General features: G+C 72.3%; 18 protein-coding genes and 1 tRNA gene. 5 read left to right on the top strand and 14 right to left on the bottom strand.

The annotated features are described in order from the left end of the window. The first annotated feature begins 72 nt into the window (after nucleotides 1-72). Nucleotides 73-576 carry a hypothetical protein gene (locus ABZ716_RS03380; protein ID WP_351889132.1) on the top strand — a complete coding sequence of 168 codons (504 nt, stop codon included), beginning with the start codon at nucleotides 73-75 and terminating at the stop codon, nucleotides 574-576. Nucleotides 577-608: 32 nt separating this feature from the next. Here the strand turns inward: ABZ716_RS03380 and ABZ716_RS03375 are convergent, their stop codons facing one another. The 4 genes from ABZ716_RS03375 to ABZ716_RS03360 form a co-directional block, all read right to left on the bottom strand. After that, a complete protein-coding gene (locus ABZ716_RS03375) occupies nucleotides 609-836 on the bottom strand; it encodes a DUF2277 domain-containing protein (RefSeq protein WP_358956143.1) in 228 nt (75 codons plus the stop codon). 7 nt (nucleotides 837-843) lie between these two features. After that, nucleotides 844-1,488 carry a hypothetical protein gene (locus ABZ716_RS03370; protein WP_358809883.1) on the bottom strand — a complete coding sequence of 215 codons (645 nt, stop codon included), beginning with the start codon at nucleotides 1,486-1,488 and terminating at the stop codon, nucleotides 844-846. Between the two features lie 246 nt (nucleotides 1,489-1,734). Further along, complete coding sequence (locus ABZ716_RS03365) at nucleotides 1,735-1,914, bottom strand: hypothetical protein (RefSeq protein WP_358956141.1); 180 nt, start codon at nucleotides 1,912-1,914, stop codon at nucleotides 1,735-1,737. A 215-nt stretch (nucleotides 1,915-2,129) separates the two neighbouring features. Further along, nucleotides 2,130-2,204: transfer RNA gene (locus ABZ716_RS03360), tRNA-Val, on the bottom strand. Between the two features lie 106 nt (nucleotides 2,205-2,310). Between ABZ716_RS03360 and ABZ716_RS03355 the strand changes: the two genes are divergently transcribed. From ABZ716_RS03355 to ABZ716_RS03345, 3 genes are all read left to right on the top strand, one after another. Beyond that, nucleotides 2,311-3,555, top strand: a complete 1,245-nt coding sequence (locus ABZ716_RS03355; protein WP_358956138.1) for a hypothetical protein — start codon at nucleotides 2,311-2,313, stop codon at nucleotides 3,553-3,555. Between the two features lie 418 nt (nucleotides 3,556-3,973). After that, nucleotides 3,974-4,684 (top strand): DUF4383 domain-containing protein, encoded by a 711-nt coding sequence (locus tag ABZ716_RS03350; protein ID WP_358809886.1) that lies wholly within the window; start codon nucleotides 3,974-3,976, stop codon nucleotides 4,682-4,684. A gap of 26 nt (nucleotides 4,685-4,710) precedes the next feature. After that, entirely contained in the window at nucleotides 4,711-4,917 is a 207-nt protein-coding gene (locus tag ABZ716_RS03345; RefSeq protein ID WP_351889143.1) for a zinc ribbon domain-containing protein, read from the top strand. A gap of 11 nt (nucleotides 4,918-4,928) precedes the next feature. Here the strand turns inward: ABZ716_RS03345 and ABZ716_RS03340 are convergent, their stop codons facing one another. From ABZ716_RS03340 to ABZ716_RS03325, 4 genes are read right to left on the bottom strand one after another with little or no spacing between them, the layout of a single operon-like run. Continuing rightward, on the bottom strand, nucleotides 4,929-5,588 hold the full coding sequence (locus ABZ716_RS03340) for an O-methyltransferase (protein ID WP_358956136.1): 660 nt from the start codon (nucleotides 5,586-5,588) through the stop codon (nucleotides 4,929-4,931). Between the two features lie 4 nt (nucleotides 5,589-5,592). After that, a complete protein-coding gene (locus ABZ716_RS03335; RefSeq protein ID WP_358956133.1) occupies nucleotides 5,593-6,426 on the bottom strand; it encodes an HAD family hydrolase in 834 nt (277 codons plus the stop codon). Then, nucleotides 6,423-8,897 (bottom strand): phosphoribosyltransferase, encoded by a 2,475-nt coding sequence (locus tag ABZ716_RS03330; protein ID WP_358956131.1) that lies wholly within the window; start codon nucleotides 8,895-8,897, stop codon nucleotides 6,423-6,425. Before ABZ716_RS03330 ends, ABZ716_RS03335 begins: the two co-directional genes overlap by 4 nt. 29 nt (nucleotides 8,898-8,926) lie before the next feature. Continuing rightward, nucleotides 8,927-10,129, bottom strand: coding sequence for an HpcH/HpaI aldolase/citrate lyase family protein (locus ABZ716_RS03325; protein ID WP_358956129.1), 1,203 nt, complete (start codon nucleotides 10,127-10,129; stop codon nucleotides 8,927-8,929). 186 nt (nucleotides 10,130-10,315) lie between these two features. Between ABZ716_RS03325 and ABZ716_RS03320 the strand changes: the two genes are divergently transcribed. Beyond that, a complete protein-coding gene (locus tag ABZ716_RS03320) occupies nucleotides 10,316-11,107 on the top strand; it encodes a TerD family protein (protein WP_358956126.1) in 792 nt (263 codons plus the stop codon). A 13-nt stretch (nucleotides 11,108-11,120) separates the two neighbouring features. Here the strand turns inward: ABZ716_RS03320 and ABZ716_RS03315 are convergent, their stop codons facing one another. From ABZ716_RS03315 to ABZ716_RS03290, 6 genes are all read right to left on the bottom strand, one after another. Next, nucleotides 11,121-11,870, bottom strand: a complete 750-nt coding sequence (locus tag ABZ716_RS03315; RefSeq protein WP_358809892.1) for a Tellurium resistance — start codon at nucleotides 11,868-11,870, stop codon at nucleotides 11,121-11,123. 132 nt (nucleotides 11,871-12,002) lie between these two features. Beyond that, nucleotides 12,003-13,139: a DUF475 domain-containing protein gene (locus ABZ716_RS03310; protein WP_358809893.1), complete on the bottom strand. Its 1,137-nt coding sequence runs from the start codon at nucleotides 13,137-13,139 to the stop codon at nucleotides 12,003-12,005. Nucleotides 13,140-13,164: 25 nt separating this feature from the next. Next, complete coding sequence (locus ABZ716_RS03305; protein ID WP_351889161.1) at nucleotides 13,165-13,740, bottom strand: TerD family protein; 576 nt, start codon at nucleotides 13,738-13,740, stop codon at nucleotides 13,165-13,167. Nucleotides 13,741-13,864: 124 nt separating this feature from the next. Next, a complete protein-coding gene (locus tag ABZ716_RS03300; RefSeq protein WP_351889164.1) occupies nucleotides 13,865-14,440 on the bottom strand; it encodes a TerD family protein in 576 nt (191 codons plus the stop codon). Nucleotides 14,441-14,564: 124 nt separating this feature from the next. Continuing rightward, a complete protein-coding gene (locus tag ABZ716_RS03295; RefSeq protein WP_351889166.1) occupies nucleotides 14,565-15,023 on the bottom strand; it encodes a peroxiredoxin in 459 nt (152 codons plus the stop codon). Nucleotides 15,024-15,166: 143 nt separating this feature from the next. Continuing rightward, on the bottom strand, nucleotides 15,167-15,592 hold the full coding sequence (locus ABZ716_RS03290) for a DUF3052 domain-containing protein (RefSeq protein ID WP_355971115.1): 426 nt from the start codon (nucleotides 15,590-15,592) through the stop codon (nucleotides 15,167-15,169). Between the last annotated feature and the right edge of the window lie 373 nt (nucleotides 15,593-15,965).

Below are 15,965 nucleotides of genomic sequence, written 5' to 3'. Positions count from 1 at the left end.
ACGGCCCGTCACCGAACCGGCGTCACATCCGTGCCCAGCCGTGCCGTCCCAGGAGCCCGAGGAGACCCCGCCATGCCCCCCACGCACACCCGGCATCGTCTGACCGGAGTCGCCGCCGCGGCACTGGTCATCGCAGCCGCCTCACCCGCCACACTCGCCTCCGCCCTTCCCGCCGGCGGGGCGACGCCCTCCGCCACCGTCTCCCCCGGCACCGTCGCGCCGGGCGGCCGCGTCGGCCTCAACCTCGACGGCTGCGGCACCCGGACCGCCCGGGCGTCCTCCCGGGTGTTCAACGCCGTCACACTGGCCCCGGGCAACTCCACCGCGAGCAACCTCTTCGGCGCGGCGACCGTCTTCAGCGACGCCACCCCGGGCTCGTACCCCGTCACCTTCGAGTGCGACGGCCGACGCGTCACCGTCACCCTCCAGGTCTCCCCCGGCGCCGCCCGCGGTGGCCTCGGAGGCAGCGTCGACTCCATGGGCCGGGGCCTGATCGCCGTCGGCGGCACCCTCGCGGCCGGCGCCCTCGGAACCGGGATCTGGCTGCTGCGCCGCCGCGCGGCGGAGGCCCGCTGACCCGGCGGCCTCCCAGGATCCGGACGACGGCCTCAGAGCGCGGCGGCGGCCCGCCCGCGCACCTGCACCCCGTCCAGGAGCAGCCGGGTCGCCTCGGCCACGGCGTCCACGGCGGCGTCGAACACCTCCCGGTTGTGCGCGGCCGGCGCCCGGAACCCGGACACCTTCCGTACGTACTGGAGCGCGGCCGCGCGGATCTCCTCCTCGGTGGCCTTCTCGGGGATGGCGGGCGGGCGCAAGGTCTTGATGGAGCGGCACATACCTCCACTATGGCCCCGCCGGCGGCAGCTCCGCCCCCGAAAGCCGCATGATGAGCCCGGCCTGCAACCTCCCCCGCAGGTCCGGGTCGGCGACCTCATCCAGCAGGACGACCGCCTGCCGGATGCTCTCCGCCGCCCGCCGGTCCTCCCTGAGCGAGGCGGTCTGGGCGGCCATGTGCCGCAGGGCGGTGTCGGCCCGCCGGTGGAACAGCTGCCCGACGAGGGTGACGACCACACCGACCGAGCTGGTCACCACCCCGATGTACGCCTCCCCGCCGCTCTCGGCCTTCCACACCCCGAGCCCGATCCCGAAGAGCAGCACGGCCGCGCCGACCCCGGAGAACCACTGGCTGGTGGCGAAGCTGCTGCGGGCCTGCGTCAGCCCGTAGGCGTAGTACTCGACGAGCATCGGCGTGAACTCGTCCTCCCGCTCCCCTCCGCCTTCCCCCCGCCCCCGGGAGGCGTCGACGAGCCGCGGCTCACCCGCCTCGGGCGCCTTCCCCCCGATTTGCGCCAGCAGCCGCCTCCGCTCGGCGTCCCGCTCCCGCTCGAACCGGTCCCGTCCCGGCCACCAGGCCGCCAGCACCCCCAGCCAGGCGGCTCCCACCCCGACCGCGCCGACGGGCCAGACCCACTCCGCGACACCGGCCACACCGACCACCCCCGCGGTATGGTCCCCGCGCCGCCGCGCGGGAAACCGGGCCGGCTCCTAAACTGACGAACGCCCGGATTGTCCATGCACAGGCGAATCGAGGGAGACTCCGATGGCCAAGCGAGGAAACAAGAAGCGCGCCCGCAAGAAGAAGAAGGCCAACCACGGCAAGCGCCCCAACGCCTGACCTCGTCCCCACCCTCCGCGAGCCCCGGCCGCACCCGGCCCGGGGCTCGCGGACGGGACTCACCCGCCGTGCCCGACACCCCTCACGACCGCCGGGGCCGCCGCCACGCTCGCCGCCGACTCCCCCTGCGACGCGACACCGCCCGCGACGAAGGCGGCCACGGTCAGAACCATCATGTAACGGAACATCCGCCGCTTCACCGGCGCCGGGTTCGGCTTGGGGCTCGGGTTCTGGGACACAGCTGAAGCTCCTCTCCCACTCAGCGCCGCTCCGCCGTCCCGTCGCGACCGCACCTCCAGTAGGCCCCCCACCCCCACCCCCGGTCACGCCCCGCAACCCCGTGACTTGACGAACGCCCCCATCCCCCCACGTCGCCTCCGCGCTGCCCCTGACCTCCTCCAGGACCCGCAGACGCCAAAGGCCCCCAACCATGATCGGTTGGGGGCCTTCGTGCTGGTGGGCGCGGACGGTTTCGAACCGCCGACATCTGCTTTGTAAGAGCAGCGCTCTACCCCTGAGCTACGCACCCGTGGACGAGTGGACAGCCTACATGGAGGGCGCACCCCCCATGCAAACCCGTTGCCGTGGGGGAGAATGGACCCCGGGCTTGGCGGACGGGGTACGGGAGAGGGACTGTGGCGACGGCATCCCGGCGGTGGTTCGGTGGGCGGGACGAGAGTCGGCGGGCGGATGCGCAGGCGGCGAAGGATGCCGCCGCGGCGGCGTTCTACGAGCTGGACACCGCTCAGCGGGACTTGAGGATCTCGCTGGAGACCATCGCCGCCGCCGACGGTTCGCCCGCCGCGCGGCAGGCCGGTGAGGGGTTCGCCGCGCTCGGGCGGCGCATCGACGAGGTCAGCAGCGCCTACATCGAGGCCGTCGACGCGCACGACCTGGACCGGGTCGACCTGGAGGGCTCCGTCGCCGCGCAGGCCAGGCAGCAGCTGACGCGGGCCCGGGACGACCTGGTGCGGGTCAAGGGCGAGCTGGAGCGGTTCGCGCAGGGGTTGCAGCCCCTGCTGGACAAGGCCGAGACGCAGCTGGCCCGGGTCGCGCCCGCGCGGGAGCGGGCGAAGGCGGCGCTTCTGGCCGCGAGCGATGCGCTGGACTCCGTACGGGCCAAGGGGATGCGGGCCGACGACCTGGCGGCACACCTCGCCGCGCTGGCCCCCGAGCTGACGAAGCTGAACCAGGGCGCGGCGCAGCACGGCGTGCAGGAGACCGTGCGCCGGGCCGACCGGATCCTGCGGGACGCGGAGGCGGTACGGGCCGAGGCGGAGCGGCTGCCGGAGCGGGCGGCGGAGATCGACCGGCGGCTGGTGAGCCTGCGGACGCGTGCGCAGGCGTTGCGGAACCGGGCGGACCGGGTGGCTCCGGTGCTCAGTGAGCTGCGCCGCCGGTTCAGCGCGGCCTGCTGGCAGGACCTCCAGCACGTTCCCGACCAGGCCGTACGGGATGTCGCGCAGGCCGAGGAGCGGCTGGCGGAGGCCGGGCGGGCGCGGGAGGAGCAGCGCTGGGCCGATGTGACGGCGCTGGTCGAGGCGGTACGGACCGCGCTGGACGCCACCGACGAGGCGGTGTCGGCGGCGCAGGACCGGCTGTCGCGGCTGGAGGCGGTGGCGCGGGACCCGCAGGAGGAGGTGCGGCGGACCCGGTTCGCGATCCGTGACGCGCAGCGCCTGGCGATGGAGGGCCGCAGTGTGCCCGATCCGCGGCACGCGCGGCCGCTGGACGAGGCGGTGGCGCGGCTGGAGCGCGCGCTCGCCGGGCTGGAGGGGCGCCACCCCGACTACTGGCACTTCCTCCAGGAGATGGAGGAGGTCCGGACGGCGGTGGGCCGGGTGGTGACCGACATACGGGGCCACCGCGCCGGCGGGTAGGGCCCGAGGATCGGGTGGCTCCTTGAGCGCCTGGGCGGGTGGCCCTTGGCCGACCCGGGCGGCCAAGAGCAGCGTGGCCGGGGGGCCGGGTCCGGGTGACCGGTCCGGGTGACCCTTGGCGGGCGGACGAGGACCCGGCGGCCCCTTGGCCGCCGCAGGCGGCCAGGCGGCCAGGCGCAGCCCGGTCCGGGCGGCCAGGTCAGCGTGGCCGAGTCGGGCGGTCGGGTCCGGGTGATCAAGTCGCGGCCGGGCCAGGTGACCGGGGCCGGGTAACCAGGCCAGGGCACGGGTCCAGGTGACCCTGGCCGGCCGGCGGCGGCCCGGCGGCCCGCCCCCGACCGCCCCGCGCCCCCCGGTTGTCCCCAGCCCCGCCGCGGCGGATGCTGGAGGGTGGTGGGAACGGAAACGAGGAGGCGCCATGGCTGTCCACGCATTCCACAGGTCCCGCGTGCGCCACGCACCCCCCGCGCGCCAGGAGTCACCCTCGTACATGCCGCACGCCGCCTACGGGTGCACCGAGCCCCACGACCACTACGCGCCCTACGTCGCCCACGAGCCCTACGGCCCGCCCCCCGAGCGGCAGGGGCCGCGGCTGGCGGAGCGGCTGCTGCACCCCGTCAACGCGCGGCTCGACGACCACCTGCCCGCCGACCACAAGCTCAGCCAGGTCTACCGGGTCGGCGCCGGGCTGACCGGTCTGCTGCTGATGGTCTTCGGCATCCTGGGGCTGGTCCACCGGATCGGCTTCTTCGACACCGGCGGCGACACCGTGCTGGCCCTGAACACCAACGGCTCGCTGAGCGTGCTGTCGATCTGCATCGGCGCCCTGCTCTTCGCCGGGATGGTGATCGGCGGGACCTTCGCCTCCACCCTCAACATCGCGCTGGGGCTGCTCTTCATCGCCAGCGGGTTCGTGAACCTCGCCCTGCTGGACACCGGCCTGAACTTCCTGGCCTTCAGGATCCAGAACGTGCTGTTCAGCTTCGTGGTCGGCGTGATGCTGATGTGGTTCGGGATGTACGGGCGGGTGGGCAGCGCCCTGCCCCACGACAACCCGTACTGGCGCGCCCGCCACCCCGAACAGGCCGCCCGCGAGGACCGTATTCGCGGCGGGACGGCGGCCCGCTGAGCCCGCGCACTCGGTAGCCTGTGCGCATGCCTCGTTACGAATACCGCTGCCGGACCTGTGACGACACCTTCGAGGTCAGCCGTCCCATGGCCGAGTCCTCCGCGCCAGCCGACTGCCCGGCCGGGCACGGCGACACCGTGAAGCTGCTGTCCGCCGTCGCCGTCGGCGGCACGAGCAGTGCCCCCGCGCCCGCCGGTGGCGGGGGCTGCTGCGGCGGGGGCGGCTGCGGCTGACGCGAAGCCCGTCAGCGCTTGCGCGACAGGGTGAGGCCGTCCGAGATCGCCAGGAGGACGGAGTCCATGCGGGTGTCCGCCATGACGTGGTCGTTGAACGCGCGGACGCTCGCTCCCCTGCTCTCCGGCGACTCGTCCAGCACCGTCCCGTGGAAGAGGGTGTTGTCGGTGACGATCAGCCCGCCCGGGCGTAGCCGCGGGACGAGTTCCTCCCAGTAGAGGATCTGGTTCTCCTTGTCCGCGTCCACGTACGCCATGTCGACGTGCGGCTCGGTCGGCAGGGCGCGCAGGGTGTCCAGGGCGGGGGCGATGCGCAGGTCGATCCGGTCCGCGACGCCGGCCGCCTCCCAGGCCGCGCGGCCGTACGCGGTCCACTCCCGCGACACGTCGCAGGCGATGAGACGGCCGTCCGCCGGCAGGGCCTGGGCCATGGACAGGGTGGAGAAACCGGTGAAGGTGCCGACCTCCACGACGAGCTTCGCGCCCGTCAGCCGGACCAGGAAGGCCAGCAGCGGACCCTGTTCCTCCGCCGACTGCATCCCGGCGGAGTCGGGGAACTTCTCCCAGGTGGTGGCGACCAGGCCCCGCTGGAACTCGTCCAGCGGGGGGTTGTGCGCGAGGACGTAGCGGTAGAGCTCGTCGGTGATCTTGGTGGTGTTGCCCTTGGTCATGCGGTCAGTGTGGCAGTGCCGCGACCGCCTGCCCGAAGGCGCGGACGATCTCCTCGCCGGCGAGTACGCCGGCCTCGTGCAGGGCGGTGACCGCCAGCGCCGTCCAGCCGGCGTCGGCCAGTTCGCCGTGGCCCGGCCGCCAGGCCCGGTCGGCGGCCAGCAGCAGGTCGGCGTCGAGGAGGGAGTCGCCCGCGGCGAGGGCGGTGGTGGCACCCGTACGGCGGGCCACCTCGCGCATGGCGGCGCTCTTGGTCAGCGGGCGCGGGACGGCGTAGACCTTGCGGCCCTGGAGCGAGACGGTCCAGCCCCGCTCCTCCGCCCACGCGGTGAGGGCCTTGAGCCACTCGTCGGGGAGCAGCGCCCGCTCGACGACCAGGTAGGCGAAGAGGTCCTCGGCGATCCGGGTCTTGCGCAGCCACTGCGGGTCGGACACGGCGAGCAGGTGTTGGTGGACCTCCTCCAGGGGGGCGCACTCCCGCGCGAGCCGCCGGGCCACCGCGCGCCGCCAGTCCCGGTCGGGGACCCCGTCCACCAGCAGCTGTCCGCCGTTGGCGCAGATCGCGTACCGGGCGGGGGGCCCGGGGAAGCGGATCCGCTGGTACTGCTTGCGGGTACGGGTGGTCGTCGGGACGAACACCACCGCCGGGTCGGCGGCCAGGGCGGCCAGCAGCGCCGCCGCCGTCTCCGTCATGAAGGACAGCGGCCTGCCCTCGTGCACCTCGACGCACAGCAGCCGGGGGGCCTGCGGGTCGGGCATGGTCAGGCCGAGGGCGGCCGCCGAGTAGATGAGCGTGCGGTCGAGGTCGCTGGCGACGAGGACGGTTCCTTGGCGGGTCACGGGGCGGCAACTGCCTTTCCGTCGGCGCCGGTGGCGCCGCGCGTGAAGCGGGGGTGGATGAGTCCTACACAGGTGTACGGGAGGCCGTCGACCTCCTCGACGGGGACCCCGCGCTGCCCCGCGAGCAGGCGTACGTGGTCCAGGTCGGGGCCGGCGCCGCGCTGGGCCAGGATCTTCCACGGTACGCGGCGCAGCAGCACGCGGGTGGTCTCGCCGACGCCCGGCTTGACCAGGTTCACGTCGTGGATGCCGTACTCCTCGCTGATCCGCTCGACCGCCGCCCAGCCCACCCAGGTGGGGGTGCGGTCGGCGGCGAGGAGCTCCTTGACCTCGGCGTCGACGGCGTCGGCGACCTCGTCGAAGCGGGCGGCCACGGCGTCCACGAAGGCGGTGGACACGTCCGCCGCGGCCAGTTCGCGGTAGAACTTCGCGCCGTGGAAGTCGCCTGGGCCCACCAGGTCGGAGCGGAGCACCGTGCGCGAGACCAGTCCGGAGACGGTGGAGTTCAGGCAGGCGGAGGGGATCAGGAAGTCCTCCCGGGTGCCGTACGTCTGCACGCAGGAGCCCGGGTCGGCGAGGACGACGATCTCCGGGTCGAAGCCCGGGAAGCCGGCCAGGGCCTCGCGCAGCTCGCGGGTGATGGCGCCCTTGCCGGTCCAGCCGTCCACGAACACCACGTCGGCCGGGTCGTGGTGGGCGGCGAGCCAGCGCAGGGCGTTGGCGTCGATGCCGCGGCCGCGCACGATGGAGACGGCGTAGTGCGGCAGGTCCAGGCCGTGCCGGGCGGCGGCCCAGCGGCGCATCAGCACACCGACGGGCGTTCCGGCGCGGGCCAGCGAGACCAGCACCGGGGCCGGTGACCGTTCCGCGAGGACGGTCTCGGTGACGGTGCCGACGGCGCGGGCGACGCGGGCGGCGGAGGCGGTCAGGGCGTCCTGGTAGAGCTCCTGGTAGCGGGCGGAGGGCTGGTACTCGACGGGCAGGGACTCGGCGTAGTGCGCGCCGCCGGCCTGGATGGCCTCCTCCCGCTCCTCGGTCGGGGCCTCGAGCTCGACGGCGGAGAGGTCCTGGAGCAGCCAGCCGACGTCCTCGGGGGCGTACGAGGAGAAGGCGGGCCCGCGCAGGGGCTGCGGCAGGCTCGGCTCGGGCCCGGCCTGCTCCCGCCGGTGCGGTTCGCCCGCCGCGCCGGGCGCGTACGAGGGGACGACGGCCAGCACGACGGCGCCGGTGTGCGGGGCCAGGGCCGCGAGCAGTCCGGTGCGCAGCTCGGGGGTGTCCCCGGCGGAGTCCACGACGGCGACGACCGCGTCGAAGCCGGCGCCGGCGACGTTGTAGGCGTACCGGTCGCCGGGGCCGTCGGCGGGAGCGTCGTGGGCGGGGAAGACCAGGCGGCTGCGGATGGCGTAGCCGGGGTCGTCCACGGCGAGGACGGGCGAGCGGGTGGTCGAGGAGAACCGCACCTCGGCGGCGGCCCTGCTCTCCTCCAGGGCCGTGGCGAGGCGCAGCGGGGCGTACATCAGCTCCTCGGTGCCGAGGACGAGCACCCGCCCGGCCCGCTCCGGCAGCGCGGCCGCCACCTGCCGGGCCAGCCCGGGCAGGGCCGTCTCCAGCGCCTCCCGGTGCCGGGGCGTGAAACCGTGCCGGCCCCCGTCGGGCACCCCGCCGGGCCACTCCAGGGCGACCCGCGCGTACGGGAGGCCGGCCGCTCCGGCGTCGGCGCCCACGGGCCCCGAGCTCTCCGGCTCGTACCGCTCCACCAGGGCCTGGCCCTTCGCCAGGACTCCCTCCGGGAGAGTGACCGTGCCCGAGGCCAGGGCGATCAGGTCCACGCGGGCGCCCAGGCCGGCGGCGAAGGCGGTGAGCCGGTCGCGGTCGGCGGCGGAGCGCATGTCGACCAGGGCGACGACCACGTAGTGGCCGCGCGGGTGGCGGGCGTGCAGGTCGCGGATGGTGTTCAGGACGGTGTTGCCGGTGGAGAACTCGTCGTCGACGAGGACCAGCGGGCCGTCTCCGGCCAGCAGGCCGGGGTCCTCGGGCAGCAGCAGGTGGGAGGTGGCGTGCGAGTGCGCCTCCTCGAACCCGCCCGCGGGGCGCACCCCGGGCACCGGGCGGCGCGTGGAGTGCAGATAGGGGGCCGTGCCCAGGCCGTCGGCGACGCAGTGGCCGAGCCCGGTGGCGGTCTCGGCGTAGCCGAGGACCACGGCGGAGGCGGCGGAGTCCCCCAGCAGCTCCCGGACCCGCTCGCCGAGCCCGAACCCGGCGGCGTACACCGTCGCGGGCGACTGCGGGACGTGCTTGCCGAGCACCTGCGAGACCAGCAGGTGCGCCCGCTTGGGGTTGCGCCGCAGCGCCAGCCCGAGCAGCTGCCTCAGCCGCTCGCCGCCATCAGCGTCCTCCAGGCGTACGCCCAGCCGCCGCGCCACCCAGGTCCCCGGCCACACCGTGTCGATGTCGATCGCCTCGCTCCTCATCGTTGTATTCGCCCTCGGCGGCTGCCCGCTCACAGCTGGAGCCCGGCCGTCAGGAGGTCGACGAAGCCGACCTCCTCCCTCGCCACGCCGAAGACCTCGGCGCGCAGCATGGTCCGCTCGGCCCACGCCCGGTGCGGCTTCACCTCGTTCATCTTGTTCGTGTAGGCCGAACGCATCACTCCGCCGCCGTCGCGTTCGGGCCGCAGGATGTCCTGGGCGTCGCTGAACTCCTCGTGGGAGACGACCGACAGCGCGTGCACGGGCGTGACGTGGGCGGGGTGGATGCAGGTCTTGCCGAGCAGTCCGTTGGCCCGGTCGAGCTCGACCTCGCGCAGCAGCCCGTCCAGGTCGTGCTCGATCAGCGCGGTGCGCAGCTCCTCGACGCCCTCCTCCAGGAAGGGGCTGCGGCGCAGCTGCGGCTTGAAGAGGCGCTGCTGGCTGCGGAAGTACTCCCAGACGGGGCCAGTGACGGTGAAGCCGGTGCCGTCGGCGCGGCTGAGGACGTTGACCACGTCGGCGATGACGCCGGCCACGATCTGGACGTCGTAGGCGGTCATGTCGGGGGTGCGGCGCAGCCCGTAGACGGAGCAGAAGTCGGTGACGCCCAGGCGCAGGGCCAGGACCCGCTCGCGGTGGCGGCCCACGGTGCGGGAGATGCCGGCGAGGGCCGCCGCCCGGGTTTCGAGGTGGAGGAGCTCGGGGGTCTCCAGGACGGGCATGGCGTACAGCCGGGGCAGGCCGCTGACGGCCTCGGCGTGGGCCACGGCGTCGAGGAAGGCCGTTCCACGGGTCTCCGTGAATTTGGGAAGGACGAATCCGGCCAGATTCCGCGCGGAGCGGCCGAGCCGGCGCACGAGGTCGGGTATCTGCTCGGCGGTGCGGACGCGGATGAAGAGGAGGGGGACCTCCTCGGCGCCGCCGCCTTCCGCCTCGTGGTCCGCCGCGTCGCGCTCGGCGTCGAGCACGGCGAACTGCCGGACGAGGTTCTCCTCACCGTCCACGACGTCGGAGTCGCTGATGGAGTCCTCCAGGCAGAGGACCATGGAGACGACTCCGCGGCCCGCCTGCTTGCGGATGTCGGCGGCCAGCCGGGGGCGGGTCGCCGGGCTGTAGAGGGTGGCCCCGAGCGCGGCGGCGAGGGTGCGGGCGGGGGAGGCCAGGGTGAAGTCCGCGGGCTCCTGGTGGAAGAGCTCCTTACGGACCGTGGGCGTTATGTGCCCGAAGTGACGCATGTGCTTCCCCTGTACTGCCTCGGCGGCCCGACTGGCGTGGCCGGTAATAGTACGTACGAACCTGAGTCAAGAGTTCCTCAAACGCATGAAGTTCCGGTAACCCTCTCGCACCATGCCCAGGCTCACCGGACGGGGGCAAGGGCGTACGGGGGGCCGCATTGTTCCCCGCCCGTCCGGGAGGGCAGGATGACGGGCATGACGCACGCGATGCAGAAGGGCTCCAACATCCCGGTGGCCGCCACGGCGGTCCGGGCGGTGCTGCGCTGGACCACCGGGCCCGAGGTGCCGGACGTGGACGCCTCGGCGCTGCTCGTGGGGGCGGACGGGCGCGTGCGCTCGGACGAGGACTTCGTGTTCTACAACCAGCCCCGCCACCCCTCGGGGTCGGTCTGGCGGCTGGGCAAGAAGCAGGTCGGCGAGGCGGTCACCGACGCGGTGCAGGCCGACCTGCGGGCCGTGCCGCCGGCCGTCGACCGGGTCCTGGTGGTGGCCTCCGCCGAGGACGTGCCCTTCCAGCACGTCCACGACCTGCGCATCCAGCTCTACGACGCCTCCCCCGGCGCCGCCGCGGAACCGCTGGCCCACTTCGACGTGCGGCCCGAGACCGGCGCCGAGACGGCGCTGATCTGCGGAGAGCTGTACCGGCGCGGCGAAGGGTGGAAGTTCCGCGCCCTGGGCGAGGGGTACTCCGACGGCCTGGTGGGGCTGGCCACGGACCACGGCATCTCCGTCGACGAGAACGCCGCCGAGGCCGGGGAGGCCGCCGTCGCGGCCGCCGGGGCCCCGGCACCCGGGTCCGCCGACGACCTCACCGCCGCCATGCGCCCGCCCGTGCCCGGCCCGGTCACCCAGGCGCCGCCGCCCGTCGAGCCCGCGTACGGCTACCCGCAGCAGGTCTCCCCGGTGCCCGTGCCGGCTCCGGGCGGGGACCCCTCGTTCCGGCTGCCGGTGCAGGGCCCCCAGTTCATCCGCCGCTGACGGCCGGCGGGGCTCACGCCTTGGTCTTGTAGCCCCGCCCCCACTGGAGCCCCCACCCGTACAGCCGGTCGAGCTCGGCCTGGAACCCGTACACGAACTTCACCTCGCGGCGGACGATCAGCTCACCCTTGACGTTCTCCAGCGAGACCACCGCGCAGGAGCGGGCCTGCGGGTGGCGCTCCTCCAGCGGGATCTCGATCCGCGGGCCGGCGGTCGGGAAGAGGGTGACCAGGGCGTGCGTGCGGTCGAAGGCGGGCGTCTGGTCGTAGATGTAGACGAAGACCAGCAGCCGCTTGATCTCATCGGCGTGGTCCAGGTTGACGTAGAGGGTCTCCCCGGAGGGCGAGCCGAACCGGTCGTCCCCGCTGAGCTTCACGTACGGCGGGTCGTTGAGGTCGCCGAGCAGGTTGCCCAGCGGCTGTACGGCGCCGCGGGTGCCGTCCGTCAGCTCGTACAGGCAGCCCATGTCGAGGTCGACGTTGACCATGCCCTGGGTGTGGGCCTGGACCATGTCGGGCTTGAACAGTTTGAACGGGTGGCGGAAGAGCTGGCCGCTCTGGCCGGAGGCGCCGCCGATGTCCGAGGTGCGCATCCTCCAGGAGAGGTTCACCCGGAGGTTGCCGTGGACGGCCTGCTGTTTGGTGAGCGAGACCGTCGGCTGCCGTTTGGTCAGCTCGATCGCGTTCGACGAGGCGTTGCCCGAGTCGAACCGCATGGCGCGGGCGCCCCTGATCCCGTCGAAGAACCCGTCGAAGAACCCCATGGATCCCAACCCCCCTGGTCGGTCGTTGCGCGGATATGCCGCGGGGCGGCCGCGCGGTCCCGTGGGATCCGCGCGGCCGCCCCGCCGGAGAAGAGACGGCTCCTGTAGGAGCGTTCCGCAATCAGGGCCGGGTCACACCCCGGCGCCGACCTCCGCCGGCTCCCCGTCGCCGCCCTCGGCCTCCAGCCGCTTGTTGCGGCGGACGGAGGACCAGAAGGACCAGGCGATCAGCACGACGCCGACGAGGCCGGTGATGACCTCGTTGATCTCGTACTGGATGGTGACGAGCAGGATCACGGCGAGGGCGCCGATGGCGTAGTGCGCGCCGTGCTCCAGGTACACGTAGTCGTCGAGGGTGCCCTGGCGGACCAGGTAGACCGTGAGCGACCGGACGTACATGGCGCCGATGCCGAGGCCGAGCGCCATCAGCACGATGTCGTTGGTGATGGCGAAGGCGCCGATGACCCCGTCGAAGGAGAAGGAGGCGTCGAGGACTTCCAGGTAGAGGAACATGAAGAACGCGGCCTTGCCGGCCATCACGACCGCCGGGACGGGCTTGCCGCTCTTCTTGGCGGCTTCCTCCGCCTCGTGCTCGGCCTCCTCCTCTTCCTCCAGCCTGTTCTCGAAGTAGCCGGAGAGGCCGCCGACCACCATGTAGGTGATCAGGCCGAGGATGCCGGAGACGAGGACGGTCTGCGCCTTGTCCACATGGGCGCCGCCGTGCTGGTGGGCCTGGGTGGCGAAGGTCATCGAGGTGATGACGAGGACGATGAGCGCGATGCACGCGGACAGCATGTCGATCTTGCCGAGCTTGGCGAGCGGGCGCTCCAGCCAGGCGAGCCACTTGATGTCACGGTCCTCGAAGATGAAGTCGAGGAAGATCATCAGCAGGAACATGCCGCCGAAGGCGGCGATGGACGGGTGGGCGTCCGTGACCAGCTGCTGGTACATCTCCTTGTCGTTCATCGCGAGATCGACCGCGTCGATCGGCCCGATCTTGGCGCTGATCGCGACAATGACGACGGGGAAGACCAGGCGCATGCCGAAGACGGCGATGAGCACGCCGACGGTGAGGAAGATCTTCTGCCAGTAGGCATTCATCTTCTTCAGGATTCCGGCGTTGACCACCGCGTTGTCGAAGGACAGCGAGATCTCCAGGACCGCCAGGATCGCCACGATCCCAAAAGCGGTCCACCCCCCGTAGAACACCGCTGCGGCGAGACCGAGCGCAGTGATTGCGAACGACCAGCCGAAGGTTTTGAGAACCACTGGCACCCCATCGTCTTGTACGGCTTTACGAAACGTTGACCCCGAAGTCTAGAGCGATGCCGCGCAGCCCCGACGCGTACCCCTGCCCCACCGCCCGGAACTTCCACTCGCCCCCGTACCGGTAGACCTCGCCGAAGATCATCGCCGTTTCGCTGGAGGCGTCCTCGGTCAGGTCGTAGCGGGCCAGTTCCTGGTCGTCCGCCATGTTCACCACACGGATGAAGGCGTTGCTGACCTGGCCGAAGCTCTGCCGGCGGCTGTCCGCCTCATGGATGGAGACCGGGAAGACGATCTTGTCCACCTGGGCGGGGACCTTGGTGAGGTCGATGATGATCGACTCGTCGTCGCCCTCGCCCTCACCGGTGAGGTTGTCGCCGGTGTGTTCGACGGAGCCCTCGGGGCTCTTCAGGTTGTTGTAGAAGACGAAGTACTGGTCGCCGAGCACCCGGCCGTCGCGGCAGAGCAGTGCGCTGGCGTCGAGGTCGAAGTCGGCCCCCGTGGTCGAGCGCGCGTCCCATCCGAGCCCGACCAGAACCCGGGTGAGGTTCGGTGCCTGCTTGGACAGGGAGACGTTGCCCCCCTTGGCGAGTGTGACGCCCATGATGTGGTCCTCCCCGAACGACGTGTGATGGTGGCCCCGCCACCCGCCTCCATGGTGGCAAAGCCGGTCCGGCGCCGTACACAGAGGTGCACGGCGCCGGACGGACGGTCTTCGCCCAGGGGGCTCAGACGTTGACGCCGAAGTCCTGCGCGATGCCGCGCAGGCCCGAGGCGTAGCCCTGGCCGATGGCGCGGAACTTCCACTCCGCGCCGTTGCGGTACAGCTCACCGAAGACCATGGCGGTCTCGGTGGAGGCGTCCTCGGAGAGGTCGTAGCGGGCGAGCTCGGTGTTGTCGGCCTGGTTCACCACGCGGATGTACGCGTTGCGGACCTGGCCGAAGCTCTGCTGACGGCTCTCGGCCTCGTAGATGGAGACCGGGAAGACGATCTTGGCCACATCGGCCGGGACGGCGGCGAGGTTGACCTTGATCGCCTCGTCGTCGCCCTCGCCCTCGCCGGTCAGGTTGTCACCGGTGTGCTCGACCGAGCCGTCCGGGCTCTTCAGGTTGTTGAAGAACACGAAGTTCGCGTCGCTGGCGACCTTGCCCTGGTCGTTGGTCAGGAGCGCGCTGGCGTCGAGGTCGAAGTCGACACCGGTGGTGGTGCGGGCGTCCCAGCCCAGACCGACGATGACCGCCGTCAGGTTGGGCGCGGCCTTGGTCAGCGAGACGTTGCCGCCCTTGCTGAGGCTGACTCCCACGAGTCCTCCATTGGTGTGTGTGGGGCGGTGCCCCGCGTGCGTTGCTACCGGATCAACGTGCAGATCCTAGTGACGGGTTCCCGCCCGCAGGCGGCTTTTCACGGCGAACCCGTCCGGGATCGCTCTAGAGGCTGTCGAGGGCCTTGATGTACTCGTTCAGGTCACGGGCGTCGGGCAGCCCGTTGACGACGCTCCAGCGCACGACGCCCTCCTTGTCGATGACGAAGGTGCCGCGGACCGCGCAGCCCTTCTCCTCGTCGAAGACGCCGTACGCGCGGGAGGTCTCGCCGTGCGGCCAGAAGTCGGACAGCAGCGGGTACTCCAGGCCCTCCTGCTCGGCGAAGACGCGCAGGGTCGGCACGGAGTCGTTCGAGACGGCCAGCAGCTGGACGTCGTCGTTCTGGAAGCGGGGCAGCTGGTCGCGCAGCTCGCAGAGCTCGCCGGTGCACACGCCGGTGAAGGCGAACGGGTAGAAGAGCAGCACGACGGCCTTCTCCCCCCGGAAGTCCGAGAGCCGCACGGTGGCGCCGTGGTTGTCCTTGAGCTCGAAGTCCGGGGCCTTGGTTCCGACCTCGATCGCCATCTCTCGCATCCCTTCGTTCCTGCGGTCCCCCACGGGGCCGTTCGGGTGGGACCCACCCTAATGTGCGAGAACGCGCACGCCCCGCCGGCCCGGGGCGAACCGGGGCGGCGGGGCGTGCGTCCCGCTGGGCTGCGGGGCGTGGCTCAGCGCTTGGCCTTGGCGGTCTTCGGCGTCACCAGCTTGGTGGAGGTCCACTCCTTGCCGACGGGCAGCCCCTTGGCAAGGGAGAGGCCGGCCGTCTCGGCGGCCTCGCTGATGTCGCTGGCCTCGACGTAGCCGACGCGGCCCGTCTTGGGGGTCAGCAGCAGGATCAGTGCGCCGTCCTCGACCAGGTTGGTCGCATCGACCAGGGCGTCCGTCAGGTCGCCGTCCTCGTCGCGGAACCACAGCAGCACCGCGTCGGCGACGTCGTCGTAGTCCTCGTCGGCGAGCTCGGTGACGAGATCCTCGACGGCTTCACGGAATTCCTGATCGACGTCCTCGTCGTAGCCGATCTCCTGGACCACCTGTTCGGACTGGAAACCCAGCCGGGCGGCCAGGCTCTCCGCGTGGTCCGCGGTCGCGCTCACGGGGTGCCTCCTGCTCATGTTCGGTGAATGTCTTCCGGCGGCGCGCGTACGCGCAGCATTGGGCGTAGTCCACACGGGCGCGGCGGATCGCGCAAGTACCCGGCCGCCGTGACCGTCGAAACGGTGACGATTGCGGCCGTCTCGCCGCAACTTTGCCGTATGTTTCAGGCTTCCCTGCTGGGCCGCCGGTGATTCATCCCACACCATTCCCGCTCATTCGGCATCACAGAGGACTTTCCCACCTGTTTGAGGGACGAACGGTTTTGCGATGCCGGTGATCGCCCTGGGCGTAAGGTTGCGATTTGGCCCCAGCGCGTCCAGGGCCGGCACGGCCCGCCCGGCACTCCTTCCCCGCTCCAGGTGTTACCCAGTG

Origin of the sequence: Streptomyces sp. NPDC006687, from assembly GCF_040636215.1 — a bacterium.
Classification (GTDB): Bacteria; Actinomycetota; Actinomycetes; order Streptomycetales; family Streptomycetaceae; genus Streptomyces.
This window is presented reverse-complemented; position numbering and strand designations above follow the sequence as displayed.

Excerpts from the sequence above, each read along its gene's own strand:
- ABZ716_RS03380 (WP_351889132.1), top strand. The coding sequence starts at position 73 with ATGCCCCCCACGCACACCCGGCATCGTCTGACCGGAGTCGCCGCCGCG.
- ABZ716_RS03375 (WP_358956143.1), bottom strand. The coding sequence starts at position 836 with ATGTGCCGCTCCATCAAGACCTTGCGCCCGCCCGCCATCCCCGAGAAG.
- ABZ716_RS03350 (WP_358809886.1), top strand. The coding sequence starts at position 3,974 with ATGGCTGTCCACGCATTCCACAGGTCCCGCGTGCGCCACGCACCCCCC.
- ABZ716_RS03345 (WP_351889143.1), top strand. The coding sequence starts at position 4,711 with ATGCCTCGTTACGAATACCGCTGCCGGACCTGTGACGACACCTTCGAG.
- ABZ716_RS03340 (WP_358956136.1), bottom strand. The coding sequence starts at position 5,588 with ATGACCAAGGGCAACACCACCAAGATCACCGACGAGCTCTACCGCTAC.
- ABZ716_RS03330 (WP_358956131.1), bottom strand. The coding sequence starts at position 8,897 with ATGAGGAGCGAGGCGATCGACATCGACACGGTGTGGCCGGGGACCTGG.
- ABZ716_RS03325 (WP_358956129.1), bottom strand. The coding sequence starts at position 10,129 with ATGCGTCACTTCGGGCACATAACGCCCACGGTCCGTAAGGAGCTCTTC.
- ABZ716_RS03320 (WP_358956126.1), top strand. The coding sequence starts at position 10,316 with ATGACGGGCATGACGCACGCGATGCAGAAGGGCTCCAACATCCCGGTG.
- ABZ716_RS03315 (WP_358809892.1), bottom strand. The coding sequence starts at position 11,870 with ATGGGGTTCTTCGACGGGTTCTTCGACGGGATCAGGGGCGCCCGCGCC.
- ABZ716_RS03305 (WP_351889161.1), bottom strand. The coding sequence starts at position 13,740 with ATGGGCGTCACACTCGCCAAGGGGGGCAACGTCTCCCTGTCCAAGCAG.
- ABZ716_RS03295 (WP_351889166.1), bottom strand. The coding sequence starts at position 15,023 with ATGGCGATCGAGGTCGGAACCAAGGCCCCGGACTTCGAGCTCAAGGAC.